This window comes from Microbacterium fluvii (assembly GCF_025515205.1).
GTDB classification, from domain to species: domain Bacteria; phylum Actinomycetota; class Actinomycetes; order Actinomycetales; family Microbacteriaceae; genus Microbacterium; species Microbacterium fluvii.
Genome location: NZ_JAOPFX010000001.1, coordinates 220,231 through 238,354 on the forward strand (window position 1 = coordinate 220,231; position 18,124 = coordinate 238,354).

Here is an 18,124-nt window from a genome sequence, read left to right on the forward strand (position 1 = left end):
CGATAGTAGGTACCACCCCCGACACTCGGAGAACGAAAGTATGATATGGGGACAAGTCGCCCAGTCCCTCCGCCTAGGGAGGAGAAGTGCCGGCTCATCCCGTCGACGCGCAGCTCGATTCCGACGACTTCGAAGCGATCGCTTGACACGACGGCGCGCTCTCGCCATGATCATTTGTACATAGTTGTCCACATACAAAGTTGTACGGATCGAATCAATGAAGATTGCAGTTGTCGGCAGTTACGGAGTCGGCCTCACCATGCGGGTCGCACGGATGCCGGAGGCAGGCGAGACGCTTTCGGGCGCGCAGTTCGACTCGGGCCCGGGAGGCAAGGGCTCGAACCAGGCGATCGGCGCCGCACGCCTGGGCGCCGAGGTGAACCTCCTCACCGCGGTCGGCGACGACGATTACGGCCGGGCGGCCTTCGAGCTCTGGGCGCAGGAGAAGGTGGGCTCGAGCCACGTGGTCGTGTCGACCGAGGCCGCCACGATGGTCGGCTTCATCCTGGTCGAGCCGTCGGGCGAGAACCGCATCGCGATCGCCCCCGGGGCGCTCGACACCCTGGACGCGCAGGCCGTCGCCACCTTCCGCGATGCGATCGCGGCTGCAGACGTGCTCGTCGTGTCGATGGAGATTCCGCTCCCCGCGGTGGTGGCGGCGCTTCGCCTCGGGCGGGAGACCGGCACTCGCACCCTCTTGAACCCCGCGCCCGCGCAGCCGCTCCCCGACGAGGCATGGCCCCTGATCGACGTGATCACGCCGAACCAGTCGGAGGCACCCGTGCTGCTGGGGCTCGACCCCGACCACGGCCACGACGACGAAGACCTCGTGCGTCTGCTGGCAGGCCGCACTGCCGGCAGCGTCGTGCTCACTCGAGGCGGCGCGGGGGCGCTGCTCTTCGACGACGGCACCCTCACGACGGTTGCGCCGGTGCGAGTCGAGAACGTGGTCGACACGACCGGGGCGGGCGACTCCTTCACGGCTGCCCTCGCCGTCCGGCTCGCCGAAGGCGCGAGTCTCGCCGACGCGGCAGAGACCGCTGCTCGCGCCGGCGCCCACACCGTGACCACAGCCGGGGTCATCCCCGCACTTCCCACCCGAACCGACCTCGACGACGAAATCGGAGCCACCCAATGACCGCAACGGTCGTGGGCGCACCCCGCGCCACGTTCAATCCCCGAAAGTTCCTCCACGTGCGTGAGCTCGGCGTGCTCGCCGCGCTGGTGCTGCTCTTCCTGCTTGGCGCGGTGCTGTCGCCGAGCTTCCTCCAGGCGGGCAACCTGCTCTCGGTCGGTCAGCAGATCTCGCAGATCGGCATCATGGCGATCGGTGCCACCTTCGTGATCATCAACGGCGAGATCGACCTCTCGGTCGGATCGATCTACGCACTGGCGGCGATCTGCACCGGCATGGCCATCGCCGGCGGCGTCGCGTGGCCCGTGGCTGCGCTGATCGGTCTTGCGGCCGGCACGTTCGCCGGTCTGCTCAACGGCCTCGCGGTGGTTCTTCTCGGAGTCCCCAGCTTCATCGTGACGCTCGGCAGCCTGAGCGTGTTCCGCGGCGTCGCGCTGCTCATCTCGGACGGCGCTCCGATCTCGCTCAGCTCCGACCAGCCCGGCGTCGCCGAGTTCAACCTTCTCGGCCAGGGGCGGCTGTTCGGCGTCATTCCGATGCAGCTGCTGATCTTCATCTTCATCGCGGCCATCGGCATCGTGCTGCTGTCTCGTTCGCGGCTCGGGTTCAACACCTACGCGGTCGGCGGCAACCAGGAGGCCGCACGTCTTGTCGGCATCAACGTGAAGGCGGTCAAGGCGTCGGCATTCGTGCTGTCGGGCTTCACGGCGGCGGTCGCGGGCGTGCTCGGTCTCTCGTTCCTGTCGTACGTGCAGGGTGTGACCGGAACGGGGCTCGAACTCACCGTGATCTCGGCCGTCATCATCGGCGGCGCCGCCCTGTTCGGCGGCTCGGGCACGATGTGGGGCACCATCATCGGCGTCGCCTTCATCGGTCTACTGCAGAACATCCTCAACATCAACGGAATCTCGTCGTTCTGGCAGACCGTGATCACCGGACTCGTCATCGTCGCGGCCGTCGCCGCCGATACCTGGCAGAGGCGCCGCAAGACGAAAGCCTGACCTCTCGCCGCGATCCACCGGCGTGCCCACGAGGCGCGTCGGATGGACGAACACGCCCAGAAACACCACACCACCTCATTCGGACCAAGGGAGGACCGATGTCTGTACGTACCCGTTCCCGCCGCCTCATGGCGTGGGCAGCCCTCGCCGTCGCAGGAGCGCTCGCGCTCTCTGGCTGCGGTGCCATCACCAGCGGCAGCGCGACCGAGAGCGACGGCGGCTTCCAGCTCGCCGACTACATCCAGAAGCGCATCGACGACGGTGAGACGCTGCGCATCAAGCTCAGCTACCACGACCCGTCGCTCGCCTTCGCCACGCCCATCAAGGCGGGCATGGAGAAGGCCGGAGAAGAACTCGGCGTCGACGTGCAGCTGATCGGCCCGACCGGCGGCGACGCCGCCAAGCAGGTCTCCGAGCTGCAGACGCTCATCCAGCAGCAGGCGGTCGACGGCCTGGCCGTCTCGTCGGCATCGAGCGACGCTCTGAAGCCGGTCATTGCGCAGGCCTACGAGGCCGGCATCCCGATCATCTCGTTCAACACTGACAACCCCGACTCCGACCAGATGGCGTTCGTGGGTCAGGACCTCACCGGTTCTGGCCAGTCGCAGGCCGAAGAGCTCGTCTCGGTGCTGGGCGAAGGTGCGACCGGCAAGGTCGTCGTCTTCTCGCTCGACACCGGCGCCGGCTGGTCGCACGACCGCTTCAGCGGGTTCGAGGCGGGCCTCGAGGGCAGTGGTCTTGAGATCGTCGGCCCGGTGAACGTCGGCAACGAGCCGAGCGCCGCCTACAACACCGTCGAGTCGACGATGGCCGGCCAGTCCGACGTCGTCGCGATCGCGGGTCTGGACTGCTGCTCGACCACCGCCGGCGCGAAGTGGGTCGACCAGTCGGGCAACGCCGGCAAGGTCACGATGGTCGGCTTCGACCTGCTCTCGTCGACCGCCGACTACATCGATGACGGCGTGATGGCGTTCACCATCAGCCAGAACCCGACCGAGCAGGGCTACCAGGCGGTCAAGGTGCTGGCCGACTTCCTCATCGACGGCACGCCCATCGACAACGTCGACACCGGTGCCCAGTTCATCACCAAGGCGAACCTCGCCGACGCGACGGTGGAGGACTGATGTCTCAGCTCCCGCCGCTCGACGGCACGGCAGATCCCGAGATCGCGGTTCGCATCACGGGCATCAGCCGGAGCTTCGGCCCGGTCAAGGCGCTCGATGATGTGAGCTTCGACATCACCGCGGGGGAGGTGACGGCCCTGCTCGGCGAGAACGGTGCAGGCAAGTCGACCCTGCTGAAGATCCTCGCCGGCCTGCAGCCGCCGAGCGGCGGGAGCATCTCGGTGTTCGGCGAAGAGATCGCCTCCTACGACCCGAACACCGTGCTCACGAAGCACTCGGTCGCGATCGTTCCGCAGGAGCTCTCGCTGCTGCCCGACCGCACCGTCGCCGAGAACATCCTCGTCGGCATCGAACCCGGCTCGCGCCTGTTCCCCGCCAAGCGCCGCATGAACGCGCGCGCCGCGGAGCTGCTGAACCAGCTCGGGCTCGAGATCGACCCCACGGCCGGCGTGCGCGGGCTCGATCTCGCCGTGCAGCAGCTCGTCGTCGTGGCGCGGGCCGTGGCCCGCGACTGCAAGGTGCTCATCCTCGATGAGCCGACGGCGATGCTCACTCCCGCAGAGGCGGATCGCCTGTTCGCGCTCATGGCGCGACTGAAGGATGCCGGCACCACCATGGTCTACGTCTCGCACCGCATGCCCGAGGTATTCGCCCTGTGCGACCGCCTCGAGATCCTGCGCGACGGCCGCCATGTCGCTTCCGCACGCAGGGAAGAGATGACTCCCGACGCGGCCGTCGCCGCGATGGTCGGGCGCGAGCTGGGTCACTTCGCGGGCCGCGCCGCCAACTCGACGGCGCAGGATGCGGCACCCGTGCTGGCCCTGGAGGGGCTGACGGGTGTGCGGCACAGCGACGTCACGCTCGAGGTGCGGCCTGGTGAGATCGTCGGCATCGCGGGGCTGCCCGACTCGGGTCGGGTCGAACTGCTGGCGAACATCTTCGGCGCCGGCCCCTCCCGCGGCGGGCGCGTGTTCGTCGGCGGCACCGAGTACGCCGACCGCTCGCCGATCGTCAGCGTCGGTCGACGGCTGGGGCTTCTGCCCGGAGAGCGCCGTGCCCAGGGCATCCTCACCACGATGTCGGTGGGCGAGAACATCGGCGCCCTTACGACGCGTCGCTACGCGACGGCCGGCCTCATCAACCGCCGCCGACTCGACGCCAACGCCGAAGAGCTGTCGAAGCGGATGCGGGTCAAGACCGCGACGATCGCGCAGCCCATCACCAACCTCTCCGGCGGAAACCAGCAGAAAGCCCTGCTCGCCCGCTGGCTGGCCGTGGACCCTCAGGTGCTCATGCTCGACGAGCCGACCCGCGGCGTCGACGTCGGCGCGAAGGTCGAGATCTACGAGGAGATGTTCCAGCTTGCCGCTCGGGGCGTGGGCATCGTCTGCTCGTCGTCCGATCTGCCCGAGCTGCTCACCGTCACCGACCGCATCGTCGTCATGTGCCAGGGGCGCGTGGCGGGGGTGCTCGACGCGAGCGAGGCCACCGAGGAATCCATCATGGCGCTCGCCACCGACGCCGCCGCCAGCGCGGCCTGACCCAAGGAGAACCGATATGAAGCGCAACGGCATCCTGAACGCCCAGCTCAGCGGCGCGCTCGCCACGCTCGGTCACACCGACCTCATCATGGTCGTCGACGCGGGCTTTCCGATTCCGCCCACCGCCCACCGCATCGACCTCGCGATCGCCGAGAACCTGCCCGATCTGCGCACCGTGATCGACCTCATCGCCGACGAGATCGTCGTCGAGGGCGTCGTGCGCGCCGAAGACGTGCCGACCAACAATCCGCGCCTCGATGAGTGGCTCCAGGGCCGCTTCGCCGATGCGGAGTTCACGCTGCGCACCCACGCCGACGTGCTGGGCATGCTCGCCCGCCAGGCCAAAGTCATCGTGCGCACCGGCGCCTTCGAGCCCTGGGGCAACGTGGGCCTGTTCTGCGGCGTCGACGTGCCCAAGTGGTTCGGCGGCGATGGCGTCATCGCACCCGACTACTACGCATCCAAGCTCTGAGACCTCAAGAGAGAACAGGAAGACACTCCCGTGACCGAAACGACAGCATCCGACCAGCTGACCCTCACGCCGTCGCAGATGGCGCCCTACATCCAGCACACCAAGATCGAGGTGGGTTCGACCCGCGACGAGATGATCGCGCACGCCCGTGAGACGGTCGAGCACGGCTTCAACGCGGCCATGGTTCCCGCATCGTGGGTGCCGCTCGTCGCGGCTGAGCTCGCCGGCACCGGTGTCGGCGTGGCGTCGGCACTCGACTTTCCGACCGTCGGGGTGACCACGAGCGCCGGCAAGGCGGCCGAGGCCGAGCAGATCGCCAAGCAGGGCGCCACCCAGCTCGACATCGGCGTGCAGGTGGGCTGGCTCAAGAGCGGCATGTACGACGAGTTCCGCGAAGACATCGCGGGCGTGGTGCGCGCGAGCGGCATCCCGGTGAAGGTCATGCTCGAGCTGCCCCTGCTGACCGACGCGGAGAAGGATGCGGCGATCGAGCTCGCGATGGACGCCGGCGCCGCCTACCTCAAGAACGCGTCGAGCGGCCAGATCGAGACGGCGAACCCCGCCAGCATCCGCTATCTCGTCGAGCGGGCCCGCGACGGAGTGCTCGTCAAGGCGTCGGGCTCGATCAAGTCGTACGCTCAGGGTCTCGAACTGCTGCGCGCCGGCGCCGTTCTGCTGGGCACGAGCGCGGGGCTGTCGATCATCAGCGACACCGGCGACGACGACACCGTCAGCTACTGATCCGGGGGGATCGGCCGTGGCGTACCGCCGTCCTGTCGCCTCAAGGCGCAGGACGGTGGTAGCCAAGATGTAGAAGATGAGGAGGTCGCGTGGACGCGACGGATGTGAGCGGTGCTGCCGATATCCATCGGGAGCTGCCGGTGGCGATCCATGCGCAGATCTCCGACGGGTTCCGGGCGAAGATCGCGTCGGGTGAGTGGCCGTCGCACTACCGGCTCAAGAGCGAGCCCGAGCTCGCCGCCGAGCTCGGCGTCAGCCGGGGAACGCTGCGCCGGGCGATGACGACGCTCATCGAGGAGGGGCTGCTGCGCCAGGTGCGCGGCCGCGGCACCTTCGTGACGTCCACGACGATCGAGCCGGCCATCGCGCAGAAGCTCAGCACTCTCTCCGAAGACTTCGCCAACCAGGGCGTCGTCACGACCACACGCGTCATCGAGTGCACGCTCATCGACCCGCCGCGGCCAGTCGCTGCGCTCCTCGAGGTGCCGGCCGGCGGAATGGTGCTCAAGCTCGTGCGTCTGCGCAGCACCGAGAGCGGGCCGGTCGTGCTGCTGTTCAACTATGTGCGCACCGACTTCGCGCCCGGCATCGAGACGGTCGACTTCGCGACGGCCAGCCTGTTCGGCACGCTCGAGGGCAGATACAGCCTGCGCATCTCGTCGGCGCGACGCACCTTCAGCGCGGAAGCCGCGCAGGGCGACGTGGCCGAGCTGCTGCAGATCGCACCGGGAGGCCCCGTGCAGTATCTCGAGCAGGTCACCTATCTCTCCAACGACAAGCCCGTCGAGTACTCCGATGTCTGGATCCACTCGGGCAGGCTGCGCGTGACCTCGATGCTCTCGCGCCGGTGACCCGCCCCGGGCCAGACTGATCCCCATGAGAATCGCCGTGGCCGGGGCAACAGGGCTCATGGGAAGACTCGTCGTCGCAGAGGCCGAAGCGCGCGGCCACGAGATCTCCGCCATCGCCAGGAGCGCCGGCGTCGACCTGACCACGGGCGCGGGCCTCGCCGGAGCGCTGCGAGGCGCCGACGCCGTGATCGACGTCACCAACATCGGCACGCTCAACGAGCAGCAGGCGACCGGCTTCTTCGAGGCGACGACGCGCACCCTGCTCGAGGCCGAGCGGGCGGCGGGCATCGACCGCCACGTCGCCCTCGCGATCGTGGGGGTCGACCGCGCCCCGCACGGCTATTACGCAGGCAAGCGCGCTCAAGAGCTCGCGATCGAGGGGCAGCAGGTGCCGTGGACGATCCTGCGCGCCACACAGTTCCACGAGTTCGCGGCGCAGATCTATGCCAGCGCGAAGGTCGGCCCGCTGCACGTCGTTCCGAAGATGCGCACCCAGCCCATCGCCGCCCGCGAGGTCGCGGCACGCCTCGTCGACCTCGCCGAGGCACCGGCCCGCAACGGGTACCTCGAGCTCGCCGGCCCCCGCGAGCAGTCGCTCGTCGACATGGTGCGACGGTGGGCACGGGCGCGCAGCATCCGCGTATGGATCCCGAGCATCGCGCTGCCCGGTCCGCTCGGCAAGGCCCAGCGCGACGGCTCGCTGCTGCCCGGGCCCGGTGCCGAGCTCGGCGTCGAGACGTTCGACGAGTGGCTGCGCCGCACCGGCGGCGCCACCGCTACTTCTTCGGCACCGTGAACGCCACCGACGTGCGGGCGGACTTCGCGTAGTCGGCCTTGGTGGCGACCACCCGTACGGTGAGCTTCTTGCCCAGGTCGGCGGAGGTCACGACATAGCTGCGCGAGCCGCCCTTCGTCGTGATCGCCTTGCCGTTGCGGTACCAGCGATAGCTCACCGAGTCGGCGTCGGGCGCCCAGCTCTTGGCGCTCGCGCCGGTGGCGGTGAGCTTGGTGCCCACCTTCGCCTTCGTCACGCCGTCGGGCAGAGTGACGGTGGGCTTCGGCTTGGTGGTGAAGGTCTTCAGCACCGTGTAGACGCCGCCCAGCTGCAGCACCGCCTCGCGGGTGCCTGGACCCTTCGCGATCGTGAGCACACGCAGGATCTTGCCGCCGCTGCCCTCTGGGATCGTGGCCGTCTTTCCGCTGCCGATCTTCTTCCACGTGCCGTCGTCTTGACGGATGTGCCACTGGTACGAGAGCTTCGTGGGCTTCGGCGAGAGCTTGCCGCCGACCGCCCAGGCCCGCAGGCTTGCCGTCAGCTTCGCGCCGCTCACGGGCGATGCGCTCACCTCGACCTGCATGTCGAGAACGCGCGTGCCATACCCGGTCGGCACGGCCTTCGACCCCTCGAGTGCGGTGAGGTAGCCCGCCCAGATGGGGGTGGTGAAGCCCTTGGCCCCGGACTTGTAGTACACGATCAGGCCGTTGCCGATGCCGAGGGGTGCTCGTCCGTTGTAGCCGCAGCCGCCGGGCGAGCAGATGTAGTCGCCCAGCTCCGACATCGAGGGGGCATCGCCGCGGAAGGTGACCTTGCGCAGCCAGCCCGAGTGCTCGAACTCGTCCTGGTCGAGCGCACGGGTGCCGATCCACTCGACCGATCCGGGGATCGAGAACGACGAGATGCGGTTTCCGTAGAACGCGTAGCTGTTGATCCACTTCACGCCGTAGGGGATCACCGCCTTCGTCGCCGGCACCGGCGATCGATCGGGCAGCACGTAGGTCACCGGCCCCGCGAAGGCTCCGTAGCCGATCTCGGTCACCTTGTAGGTCTTGGTGCCGGCCTTGATCGTCGCGGGGATCGTGATCGTGGTCTTGCGGTTGCCGCTCCACCCGGTGACCGTCGCGGTCAGCTCTACGGTGTCGAGGTCGTAGGTGAAGTCGCCGACCTTGACGTCGGTCTTCAGTGCGGTGACGACGGGGCCGACCGCGGGCTGCGTCACCGCCGTAGCGGGCGCGGCGGCCCCGGCCAGAACGAGCAGCGAGGCCAGCATCAGCGGCAGGGCGCGACGCAGCAGGGAATGCTTCGGGTTGAGCATGCGTGCACCATAGCAGTGGGCCGGTCGGCCGTCACCCGTCGATCCGCTCGGCCTTGCTACGCTCGCCGCAACACCGACGTTTCGGGAGGTGCCCTGTGGGCGACATCTTCGTAGGAGTGACGGATGCTGACGCCAGCCGCCGCGCCGTCGACTGGGCCGCGCAGCGCGCGGTCGACCTCGGCGCGCGACTCGTGCTCGTGTCGGTGGCGCCCGAGGCACCCGACCCCGCCGAGATCTCACCCGCGTTCATCGTGATCGAGGCTGAGCGTCAGCGCGTCGAGGCCGAGTTCGCTGGGGTGGAGTGCGACGTGCTCGCCCTGCACGGAAACCCGGTCGCCGAGCTCGTCGAGGCGTCGAAGCACGCCGACCTCCTCGTGATCGGCGACGCCGAGCCGGGCCGGCACTGGGGCGACCACGGTCGACACATCGTCTCGTCGGCACACGTGACGGTGGCGGTCGTGCCCGACGTCGACCTCGCCGGCCGCGCCGGTGTGGTGGTCGGCATCGACGGCTCCGAGGTCACCGAGCGCGCCCTCGCCTTCGCCGCATCCGAGGCCGAGCGCCGAGGCGAGCCACTGATCGCGGTCGGCGCGTGGATGCCGGTGATCGTCGACGACACGGCGGGCCTCGGCGGCTTCGGATACATCGACGCCACGCCGATCGACCTGCAACAGCCCACCACCGCCCTGGTCGCCGAGGCGCTCGCGCCCGTGCGCGCGGCCCACCCCGAGCTCGAGATCGATGAGCGCATCATCGAGGGCGACCCCGCCACGATGCTCGCCCACGCCGCCGAGAACGCGGCGCTGCTCGTGGTCGGCACCCACGGCCGCGGCACGCTCGCCCGCCTCTTCCTCGGTTCGGTGAGCGACGCCGTGCTCACCTCGCCGGTCACCCCGACGCTGGCGGTGCGCTGACGCCGTGCCCCCAGCGCGCGGCGGGCTGAGTCTGGCGTTGCTCTACTTTGCCGAGAGTGCCCGCAGTCGGTCGGCGATGTCGATGAGGTCGGCAGACCACTGCTCGCCGCGCTCCTTGCTGAAGCGTGCGATCGGAAGCGCGACGCTCAGCGCTGCATGCTGCCCGCCCTCCTGACTGATCGAGATCGCCACGGCGGCGAGCCCGGGCTCGCTCTCTTCGAGGTTCCACGCGACGCGGGTCTCGCGCACTTCGTCGAGTTGATCGTGCAGCTGTGCCATGTCGACGTTGAGCCGGCTCGCCCTCGGGCCGGCGAGGGCCATGCTGTAGCGCGCATCCACTTCGTCATCGGTGAGGTCGGCAAGCAGTGCCTTGCCTCCCGCGGTGAGATGCGCCGGCAGCCACACGCCGACGCGCAGAGTGAACCTCAGCGCGTGCGCCGTCGCTTCGATGCCGTCGGTGTGCTGGATGCGGGTGCCGGCCAGATAGGCCAGATGCACGGTCTCGCCCGTCCGTGCGAGAAGCTCCTCCATCGCCGACCGCACCAGATTGCTCGCCTGGCGCGGCGGGCCGACCGACGTCATCGCGGGGCCGACCGCATATCTCCGGTCGGTCTGCTGCACGGCGAAGCCGTCGAGTACGAGGGTCGCCAGCAGTCGTTGCGCGGTCGATGCGTTCACCGAGAGAGCCGCGGCCGCTTCGGTGACGCTGATCGATTCCGTGTCCGACAGCAGCTTCACCAGCACGAGGGCCCGGTGAACCGACTCGATTCGTGGTGCTTCATTGCGCTCCATGCAAAAGACCATATCGTTGGTTGCTCTCAGCGCAAGGCTGTGCGTAGCATCTCTCGCATTGCGGGTCGTCGACGACCTGCTGTCCACCGAATCGACGCTGCTACGGGGAGTCCCACATGCCGACGCATCCATCCGCCACCGCACGTACCCGCACGGCGATCGTCGTCGGCGCATCCAGCGGGATGGGCGCTGCGATCGTCGAGCGGCTCGCCGCCGACGGCATCGCCGTTGCCGGGCTCGACCTGCCGTCCGCGCGGTGGCCGCACGACTTCGCCGCCGCGCACACGGCGCCCATCGACGTCACCGATGCGGTCGGCGTCGCCGAGGCGCTTCGTGATGCCGCGGCGAAGCTCGGAGGAGTGGATGCTGTCGTCAACTGCGCGGGAGTCCTCGGTCCCGTCGAGCCGACCGCCGAGGTGAGCCAGGAGACGTTCGATCGGATCGTGGCGCTCAACCTCGGAGGGGCGTTCGCCGTGACGCGGGCGGCGCTTCAGCTCCTGCTGCCGACGGGGTATGGCCGGATCGTGCACGTCGCCTCGGTCGCGGGCAAAGAGGGCAACCCTCAGATGGCTGCTTACTCTGCGTCGAAGGCGGGCGTGATCGGCCTGGTGAAGGCGACGGGCAAGGAGTACGCGCGCAGCGGGGTCACGATCAACGCGATCGCGCCGGCATCCATCGAGACTCCGCTGATCTCCGGGATGACCGCCGAGCGTCAGGAGGTTCAGAAGAGCCTCATCCCGATGGGGCGATTCGGCACCGTTGAGGAGGTCGCGGCTCTGGTCTCCTACATCGCTTCGGCCGACTCGTCGTTCACGACGGGATTCGTCTTCGACCTCACCGGCGGACGCGCCGACTACTGACCGCAGAACACACGAGCACAAGGGGCAATGATGACGAGCGAACACACCACACGGAGCGCGATCGTGACCGGCGGAGGCGGTGGCATCGGCAGCATCGTGAGCGGGCGGCTCGCTGCGGCGGGCTACGCGGTCGTCGTGGCAGATGCGAGCGCGGAGGCGGCGCAGGCTGTCGCCTCGGGCCTCGCCGCGGGCGACGGTCGCCAGCACCGCGCCGTCGCGGGCGATCTCACGACGGCAGAGGCGAACCGGGCCGCCGTTGCGGCCGCCCGCGAGATCGGCCTGCTGTCGGTGCTGGTCAACGCGGTGGGCATCTCTCCCAAAGAAAACGGCAAGAAGCGCCCTTTCTACGAGGTGTCGCCGGAGGAGTGGGATCTCACGCTCGCCGTCAACGTGAAGGCCCCCTTGCTGCTGGTGCAGGAAGCGTTTCGGCACATGCCCACCGATGGCTCGGCGAGCATCGTGAACATCCTCTCGATCACGTCGAAGTGGGGCACCGGCGGCCTGCCGGGAGCGCTCTTCCCACCCTTCCTGCCCTCCTCGGTCGCCTACGCCGCCTCGAAGGGCGCGCTGCAGAACCTCACCGGCTCGCTCGCGCGTGAGCTCTCGTCGTGGTCGATCCGCGTCAACGGCGTGGCGCCCGGGTTCGTCGCCACGCAGATGACCGGCGGAATGCCGTCGGCCGAGACGCAGCAGATGACCGATCAGATTCCGATGGGGAGATTCGCTCGGCCCGATGAGATCGCTGACGCGATCGAGTTCCTCATCAGCAGCAAGGCCTCGTACATCAACGGCGCGAGCCTCGACATCAACGGAGGCGCTCTCACCTGCTGAGGGCGCCGCACACGAAAGGAAGCAGAAATGTCAACGAAGACAGTCACTGAGCCGGCTCGCACGGCCGCGGGCCCGGCACGTGAGCGCCGCGGCAGGGGCGACCAGGGAAAGCGGGCGTCGGTCGCGGGGTTCGTCGGATCGGCGCTCGAGTACTACGACATGTACATCTATGCGTCGGCATCCGCGCTCGTGTTCACCAGGGTCTTCTTCCCGGATGCCGGGGCCACCGGCCTTCTGCTGTCGCTGGGCACCTACGGCGTCGCGTATCTCGCGCGGCCGCTCGGCGGGTTCCTCGCCGGCCACTTCGGCGACCGCCACGGCCGACGCAACATCATGATCCTGACTCTGCTCGTGATGGGCATCGCGACGTTCCTCATCGGATGCCTGCCTTCGTACGACTCGGTCGGGGTGTGGGCGCCGATCATGCTGATCGCGTTGCGGCTCTTCCAGGGGCTCTCGGTCGGCGGTGAGGCATCGGGTGCGACCTCGCTCACGCTCGAGCACGCGCCGGAGGGGCGCCGCGGCCTCTACACCTCGTGGATGGTCACGGGAATCTGGGCCGGGTACATTCTCGCGACGCTCGCCTTCATCGGTGTCGCGGCGCTGCCCGAAGACGCGATCTACTCGTGGGGCTGGCGCGTGCCGTTCTGGGCCAGCGCGGTCATCGTCGTCGTCGGCGTGATCATTCGCCGCAGCCTCACCGACCCCGAAGCCTTCGTCGAGCAGAAGGAGCAGGGCGCGATCGCGAAGGTCCCGCTGGGCGAGGTTCTGCGCCACCAGCCCGGTGACGTCGTGCGGGTGATCTTCGCCGCCTTCCTCATCGTGATCAGCTCCGTCGTGCCCGTCTACGGCCTCTCTTACGCGACCGCGGTCGTCGGCATCCCCTCGACCACCATGCTCTGGGCGGTGGTGTTCGGCTACGCCACGGCGATGGTGACTCAACCGCTGTTCGCGCTGCTGAGCGACAAGATCGGCCGCAAGCCTGTGCTGATCGGCGGCAATCTGTTCGGCGCGCTCGCCGTGTGGGAGTTCTTCTGGGCCGTGGGCTCGGCCAACGTGCCGATGATCTATCTCGGCGTCTTCCTGTGCATCACGATCGCGTTCGCCGCCACGAACGCCGTGTATCCGGTGTTCTTCAGCGAGATGTTCAACGTGCGATTCCGCGTGAGCGGCATGGCCGTCGGCCTGCAGCTCGGCCTCGTGCTGACCGGCTTCTCGCCGACGATCATCCAGGCGGTGTCGTCTGCCAACGCAGGAGCGTGGTGGCCCGCCGCGGCCTTCACGACCGCGGCGTGCGTCATCTCGTCGATCGCGATCCTGACCGCTCGCGAGACCTACCGGGTTCCGCTGCGAGACCTCGGCAAGTGAGGGGTCGACCGATGAAGCTGACACACGAGTGCGACCTTCTCGTCATCGGCAGCGGGATCGCGGGGCAGACCGCTGCGCTGAGCGCCGCGGAGTCGGGCCTGCGCGTGGTGCTCGCCGAGAAGATGGCGACGCTCGGCGGGTCGACGGTGATGAGCGGCGGCTGGTTCGCCTTCAGTGGCACCGATGAGCAGCGGCAGGAAGGCGAGCGCGACTCGGCCGAGCTGTTCATGCGTGACATGCAGGAGGTGGGCCAGCACCGCAATGACCCCGCACTGCTGCAGGCGTATCTCGACGACCAGCACGAGACGTATCGCTGGCTCAAGCAGCACGGCGTCGTCTTCCGCGAGATCGAGATCAGCTCGGGGCAGTCGGCGCGACGAAGCCACAACAGCGCGATCCGGGACGTGATGGCCTCGCTTCACGAGCAGTTCGCGGCGGCCGGCGGCATCACGCTGAGCGAGCACCGCGCCACGCGTCTGCTCACCGACGATGCGGGCCGCGTGGTGGGAGCGACGCTGGATGCTGCCGGCTCCGACGTCGAGGTGTGCGCGCGCCACGGGGTGGTGCTCGCGACGGGCGGGTTCAGTCGCGGCACCGATCTGCTGCGCACCTTCGCGCCCGAGCAGCTCAACGCGATCCCCTTCGGCGGCGCCGGCAATACCGGCGACGGACTGCGGATGGCCTGGCGGCTCGGAGCCGACATGGCCGACATGTCGACAGTGAGCGGCACGTACGGGTCGCACCCCGAGACGGGAGAGGTGCACGAGCTGCTCACCGCCTACTACATGGGCGCCATCATCGTGAACCTGAACGGCAGGAGGTTCACCGACGAGTCGCAGTCGTACAAGACGCTCGGCCGGGCGGTGCTCGACGAGCCGGAGGGCCTGGGCATCCAGATCTTCGACGCGAAGGTCAGGGCGAAGTCGCACCCGGGCATCCCGCTCAAAGACATGGAGGCGATCGCCGACCGTGGGCACCTGCATGAGGCCGCCACGCTCGACGAGCTCGCCGCCCTCGTCGGAGTCGACGCAGAGCAGCTGTCGCGCACCGTGGAGCACTACAACGCGGCGATTGCCGCGGGCAGCGCCGACGAGGTCGGGCGTGAGAGCCTGTGCAACGGCGTGGGCAGCCTCCTGCCCATCGATCAGGCGCCCTTTTACGCGTACCCGGCGAAGTCGCTCATGACGACGACATATTGCGGCGTGCGCGTGTCACCCCGCTCCGAAGTGATCGACGTCGACGGTGGCATCATCGAAGGCCTCTATGCGATCGGCGAGGTGACCGGTGGCTTCCACGGTGCTGCCTATATGACCGGCACATCGCTCGGCAAGGGCGCCGTCTTCGGGCTGAGGGTCGCCCAAGACGCCGCCGCGCGCGCGGCCCGCGAGACGCTGGGGGCCATCGCGTGAGCGAGGTGGGGTTCGACGTCGTGGTCGTGGGATCGGGTATCGCCGGTTCGGCGGCGGCCGTCGCGGCGGCCCGTGCCGGAGCCCGTGTGGCGCTCGTCGAGAAATCGGAGACGTTCGGCGGTTCGGCTGCACTGTCGGCGGGGATGCTGTGGACGGCTCCCGACTTCGACGCGTACGAGCGGCGTATCCCGCTCGGCGACAAGGCGCTCGGACGCAAGCTGGTCGACGACTTCCCGCGCGCGATCGATGAACTGCGGCAGACGGGCCTCCGGGTCGCCGACGAGCCCACGACCGACATCATGACGTTCGGCATCGGGTACTCGTGCGACATCCGCGGCATCCTCGCGTGGAGCAGAGAAGAGGTCGCACGACTCGGCGGCCTCGTTCTCGCCGGCGCCCCTGTGCGAGAGCTGCTCCGCGATGAGCGTCGCGTCAGCGGTGTTGTCGTCGATCAGCCCGACGGGCCTCTCGAGCTGAATGCCGCGAGCGTCGTGCTGGCCACCGGCGGGTTCGGCCGCGACCGCGAGCTCCTCGCACGCTATGTCGGAGCGCACTCCGATCGACTCGTGAGACGCTCGAACCCCGGCAGCGTCGGCGATGGTCTGCGCCTCGGGCGCTCTGCCGGCACGGGCGGCTCGGCGGCGATGGCGTCGTTCTACGGCCACCTGCTGCCGTGGCCGCTCGCCGAGTTCGAACCGGAGCACTATCTGCCCTATTCGCAGTACTACTCGGGCTCGACCCTGTTCGTGAACCTCCACGGCGATCGTTTCGTCGACGAGACCCTTGGCGACGAGATCCTCAATCAAGCTGTCGTCGCGCAGCCCGAGGCCCGCGGCGTGCTGATCTTCGACGACTTCGTGCGCAGGAGGGAGGCGTGCGAAGAGCCCTTCCCGGGACTGGGGGCGACCGACCGTTTCGAGATCGCGAAAGCCGCGGGGGGACTCTGGGCCACGGCATCCACTCTCGAGGAGCTGATCGACGCCGTGGCCGAGTGGGGCATCGACGGCGGGCGGCTCTCGGCATCCGTCGACGCCTACCGCAGTGCAGTGGAGCGACGTGCGTCGGCCGCAGGAGGAGTGACGGTGTCGCCGACCTCTCGTGCACCGCAGACGGCTCCCTTCCACGCGCTCATGGTGCAGCCGTCGATCACCTTCACCTTCGGGGGCATACCGATCTCTCCCGCAGGTGAGGCCCTCGATCACGACGGCCTGCCCATTGCGGGTCTCTTCGCGGCGGGCGCCGACATCGGTGGGCTCTCGAACGTGGGATACGCCGGCGGCCTTGCCCCCGCCTACATCACCGGCACATGGGCCGGCCGCAGCGCGGCAGCCCGAGCGCTGCACCTGGAAGGAGCATTGCGATGAACCGAACGACCGACGTCCTCGTGATCGGGGGAGGTGGCGCCGGGCTCTCCGCGGCGATCTCTGCTGCGACCTCGGGTGCGACCGTGACGGTGCTCGAGAAGTGCGCCAAGGTGGGCGGAAGCACCGGCATGTCGGTGGGAAGCTTCACCGCCTCGAACACGGCCTACCAGTACCGGGCAGGCGTGAACGACTCGATCGAGATGTTCATCGATGACATGGTGACCGCCAACGGCCCCGACGAACAGCGCGAGAACGTCGCGCTGCGCCGCGTGCTCGCCGAGAACGCGGGTCCGACGCTCGAGTGGCTGTCGAGCATCGGGGTGCAGTTCCTCGGCCCGACGCCGGAGCCCCCGTACGAGAAGCCCCGCATGCACAACGTGCTGCCGAACTCCTCCGCCTACGTCGGTGCGCTCACCCGGGAGGCTCGCAAGCGGGGAGTGCGCATCATCACCGACGCGCGAGTGGAGCGACTGCTGCAGAACGCGCAGGGTGAGATCGTGGGTGCCCGTGCGGCGGGTGTCGAGTATTTCGGTCGCCGAGCCGTCGTGCTGGCGACAGGAGACTACTCGGCGGCGGCAGATCTCAAGGCGGCCTATGTGGGAGAGGATGCTGCGCGGGTCGCCCCCGTGAATCCGAACAACACCGGCGACGGCTTCCGTCTGGCCAGCGATGTCGGCGGAGTCATGCTGCAGATGGACCGGCTCTATGAGGGGCTGCGGTTCGCGCCGGGCAGATTCCCCGATCCGATCAAGCTGCTGCCGTCGCATCCCGCCGTCTCGCGCGTCGTGCGGTTCTTCGCGGAGCGACTGCCCAAGAAGCTCCTCGGCGTCGTGCTGCGCGGCGCGCTCACGAGCTGGGTCGGCCCCAACAACACGATGTACGCCGCGGGCGCGATTCTCGTCGACGAGACGGGCAGGAGGGTGGCCAACGAAGACTCCGACAAGCTGCTCGCCCGAGGCGTTGCCGCCGGCAGCGGGCAGGGCTTCATGGTGTTCGACGAGGCTCTCGCGCAGCGCTTCTCGGCCTGGCCCAACCCGGTGTCGACGTTCCCGGGCGTCGCCTACGCGTACGTGCAGGACTATGCCCGCTACCGCCCCGACATGTTCCACAAGGCAGACACGCTCGAAGCGCTCGCGCAGAAGTGCGGAATGGATGCGGCGGCCCTCGCCGACACCGTCCGGCGCTTCCGCGCCGCCACCGAGGCAGGGACCGATCCCGACTTCGGTCGCACCCGGTTCGGCAGCGGCATCGGCGAGGGGCCGTACTACGCCTTGGGCCCGATGGGCGCCTACATCACGCTGGCCGACGGCGGTCTGGCGGTCGACACGACGCTGCGGGTGACGACTCCGGAGGGCGACGTGATCCCCGGGCTGTTCGCGGCAGGATCGACGGGCCAGGGTGGGCTGCAGCTGCTCAACCACGGCCTGCACATCGGCTGGGCGATGGTGTCGGGCCGTATCGCGGGGCGCAACGCGGCCCATGCTGAGCCGCGCGACGACCTCGCTGTCGTCGGGGGCGCGGGCTCGGCGCTCGAGACTCCGGTCGCGGAACTGAGCTTCCTCCCCTAGCGCGCTGATGTCGCCCCACAGGGATCCCCCCCCCAGTCTTTCTTGCGCTGACCGGTCGGG

The 18,124-nt window shown here is 68.8% G+C and carries 17 protein-coding genes; 15 read left to right on the forward strand and 2 right to left on the reverse strand.

All coding sequences use genetic code 11. The annotated features are described in order from the left end of the window. Positions 1–217: 217 nt before the first annotated feature. From OAW74_RS01050 to OAW74_RS01085, 8 genes are all read left to right on the forward strand, one after another. Positions 218–1,138 carry a ribokinase gene (locus tag OAW74_RS01050; protein ID WP_262872473.1) on the forward strand — a complete coding sequence of 307 codons (921 nt, stop codon included), beginning with the start codon at positions 218–220 and terminating at the stop codon, positions 1,136–1,138. Next, positions 1,135–2,136: an ABC transporter permease gene (locus tag OAW74_RS01055; RefSeq protein ID WP_262872474.1), complete on the forward strand. Its 1,002-nt coding sequence runs from the start codon at positions 1,135–1,137 to the stop codon at positions 2,134–2,136. The genes OAW74_RS01050 and OAW74_RS01055 overlap by 4 nt, the downstream gene beginning before the upstream one ends. 98 nt (positions 2,137–2,234) lie before the next feature. After that, positions 2,235–3,260 (forward strand): sugar ABC transporter substrate-binding protein, encoded by a 1,026-nt coding sequence (locus tag OAW74_RS01060; protein WP_262872475.1) that lies wholly within the window; start codon positions 2,235–2,237, stop codon positions 3,258–3,260. Continuing rightward, entirely contained in the window at positions 3,260–4,801 is a 1,542-nt protein-coding gene (locus tag OAW74_RS01065; RefSeq protein WP_262872476.1) for a sugar ABC transporter ATP-binding protein, read from the forward strand. The genes OAW74_RS01060 and OAW74_RS01065 overlap by 1 nt, the downstream gene beginning before the upstream one ends. Positions 4,802–4,817: 16 nt before the next feature. Then, positions 4,818–5,273, forward strand: coding sequence for a D-ribose pyranase (gene rbsD, locus OAW74_RS01070; RefSeq protein ID WP_262872477.1), 456 nt, complete (start codon positions 4,818–4,820; stop codon positions 5,271–5,273). Between the two features lie 30 nt (positions 5,274–5,303). Further along, on the forward strand, positions 5,304–6,014 hold the full coding sequence (gene deoC, locus OAW74_RS01075) for a deoxyribose-phosphate aldolase (protein WP_262872478.1): 711 nt from the start codon (positions 5,304–5,306) through the stop codon (positions 6,012–6,014). A gap of 89 nt (positions 6,015–6,103) precedes the next feature. Continuing rightward, complete coding sequence (locus OAW74_RS01080; RefSeq protein ID WP_262872479.1) at positions 6,104–6,865, forward strand: GntR family transcriptional regulator; 762 nt, start codon at positions 6,104–6,106, stop codon at positions 6,863–6,865. Between the two features lie 25 nt (positions 6,866–6,890). Continuing rightward, complete coding sequence (locus OAW74_RS01085; RefSeq protein ID WP_262872480.1) at positions 6,891–7,661, forward strand: SDR family oxidoreductase; 771 nt, start codon at positions 6,891–6,893, stop codon at positions 7,659–7,661. Here the strand turns inward: OAW74_RS01085 and OAW74_RS01090 are convergent. Then, positions 7,642–8,958 carry a leucine-rich repeat domain-containing protein gene (locus OAW74_RS01090; protein WP_262872481.1) on the reverse strand — a complete coding sequence of 439 codons (1,317 nt, stop codon included), beginning with the start codon at positions 8,956–8,958 and terminating at the stop codon, positions 7,642–7,644. The two genes, OAW74_RS01085 and OAW74_RS01090, sit on opposite strands and share 20 nt — an antisense overlap. 95 nt (positions 8,959–9,053) lie before the next feature. Between OAW74_RS01090 and OAW74_RS01095 the strand changes: the two genes are divergently transcribed. Next, complete coding sequence (locus tag OAW74_RS01095) at positions 9,054–9,872, forward strand: universal stress protein (RefSeq protein WP_262872482.1); 819 nt, start codon at positions 9,054–9,056, stop codon at positions 9,870–9,872. 42 nt (positions 9,873–9,914) lie between these two features. Here OAW74_RS01095 and OAW74_RS01100 read toward each other — a convergent pair whose 3' ends face one another. After that, positions 9,915–10,664 (reverse strand): IclR family transcriptional regulator, encoded by a 750-nt coding sequence (locus OAW74_RS01100; protein WP_262872483.1) that lies wholly within the window; start codon positions 10,662–10,664, stop codon positions 9,915–9,917. Positions 10,665–10,780: 116 nt separating this feature from the next. On the opposite strand from OAW74_RS01100, the gene OAW74_RS01105 reads away from it, so the two are divergent. From OAW74_RS01105 to OAW74_RS01130, 6 genes are read left to right on the forward strand one after another with little or no spacing between them, the layout of a single operon-like run. After that, positions 10,781–11,524: an SDR family NAD(P)-dependent oxidoreductase gene (locus OAW74_RS01105; RefSeq protein WP_262872484.1), complete on the forward strand. Its 744-nt coding sequence runs from the start codon at positions 10,781–10,783 to the stop codon at positions 11,522–11,524. 30 nt (positions 11,525–11,554) lie between these two features. Continuing rightward, positions 11,555–12,355 carry an SDR family NAD(P)-dependent oxidoreductase gene (locus tag OAW74_RS01110; protein ID WP_262872485.1) on the forward strand — a complete coding sequence of 267 codons (801 nt, stop codon included), beginning with the start codon at positions 11,555–11,557 and terminating at the stop codon, positions 12,353–12,355. 27 nt (positions 12,356–12,382) lie between these two features. After that, positions 12,383–13,723: an MFS transporter gene (locus tag OAW74_RS01115; protein ID WP_262872486.1), complete on the forward strand. Its 1,341-nt coding sequence runs from the start codon at positions 12,383–12,385 to the stop codon at positions 13,721–13,723. Between the two features lie 11 nt (positions 13,724–13,734). Further along, positions 13,735–15,132, forward strand: coding sequence for an FAD-dependent oxidoreductase (locus OAW74_RS01120; protein ID WP_262872487.1), 1,398 nt, complete (start codon positions 13,735–13,737; stop codon positions 15,130–15,132). Further along, positions 15,129–16,496: an FAD-dependent oxidoreductase gene (locus OAW74_RS01125; RefSeq protein ID WP_262872488.1), complete on the forward strand. Its 1,368-nt coding sequence runs from the start codon at positions 15,129–15,131 to the stop codon at positions 16,494–16,496. Before OAW74_RS01120 ends, OAW74_RS01125 begins: the two co-directional genes overlap by 4 nt. Next, positions 16,493–18,064, forward strand: coding sequence for an FAD-dependent oxidoreductase (locus OAW74_RS01130; RefSeq protein ID WP_262872489.1), 1,572 nt, complete (start codon positions 16,493–16,495; stop codon positions 18,062–18,064). The genes OAW74_RS01125 and OAW74_RS01130 overlap by 4 nt, the downstream gene beginning before the upstream one ends. Positions 18,065–18,124: the final 60 nt, after the last annotated feature.

Bases quoted from the DNA above. Each gene is read 5' to 3' on its own strand.
- OAW74_RS01050 (WP_262872473.1), top strand. From the start codon at position 218: ATGAAGATTGCAGTTGTCGGCAGTTACGGAGTCGGCCTCACCATGCGG.
- OAW74_RS01110 (WP_262872485.1), top strand. From the start codon at position 11,555: ATGACGAGCGAACACACCACACGGAGCGCGATCGTGACCGGCGGAGGC.
- OAW74_RS01115 (WP_262872486.1), top strand. From the start codon at position 12,383: ATGTCAACGAAGACAGTCACTGAGCCGGCTCGCACGGCCGCGGGCCCG.
- OAW74_RS01055 (WP_262872474.1), top strand. From the start codon at position 1,135: ATGACCGCAACGGTCGTGGGCGCACCCCGCGCCACGTTCAATCCCCGA.
- OAW74_RS01090 (WP_262872481.1), bottom strand. From the start codon at position 8,958: ATGCTCAACCCGAAGCATTCCCTGCTGCGTCGCGCCCTGCCGCTGATG.
- OAW74_RS01130 (WP_262872489.1), top strand. From the start codon at position 16,493: ATGAACCGAACGACCGACGTCCTCGTGATCGGGGGAGGTGGCGCCGGG.
- rbsD (WP_262872477.1), top strand. From the start codon at position 4,818: ATGAAGCGCAACGGCATCCTGAACGCCCAGCTCAGCGGCGCGCTCGCC.
- OAW74_RS01105 (WP_262872484.1), top strand. From the start codon at position 10,781: ATGCCGACGCATCCATCCGCCACCGCACGTACCCGCACGGCGATCGTC.
- OAW74_RS01065 (WP_262872476.1), top strand. From the start codon at position 3,260: ATGTCTCAGCTCCCGCCGCTCGACGGCACGGCAGATCCCGAGATCGCG.
- OAW74_RS01060 (WP_262872475.1), top strand. From the start codon at position 2,235: ATGTCTGTACGTACCCGTTCCCGCCGCCTCATGGCGTGGGCAGCCCTC.
- OAW74_RS01100 (WP_262872483.1), bottom strand. From the start codon at position 10,664: ATGGAGCGCAATGAAGCACCACGAATCGAGTCGGTTCACCGGGCCCTC.
- OAW74_RS01085 (WP_262872480.1), top strand. From the start codon at position 6,891: ATGAGAATCGCCGTGGCCGGGGCAACAGGGCTCATGGGAAGACTCGTC.
- OAW74_RS01120 (WP_262872487.1), top strand. From the start codon at position 13,735: ATGAAGCTGACACACGAGTGCGACCTTCTCGTCATCGGCAGCGGGATC.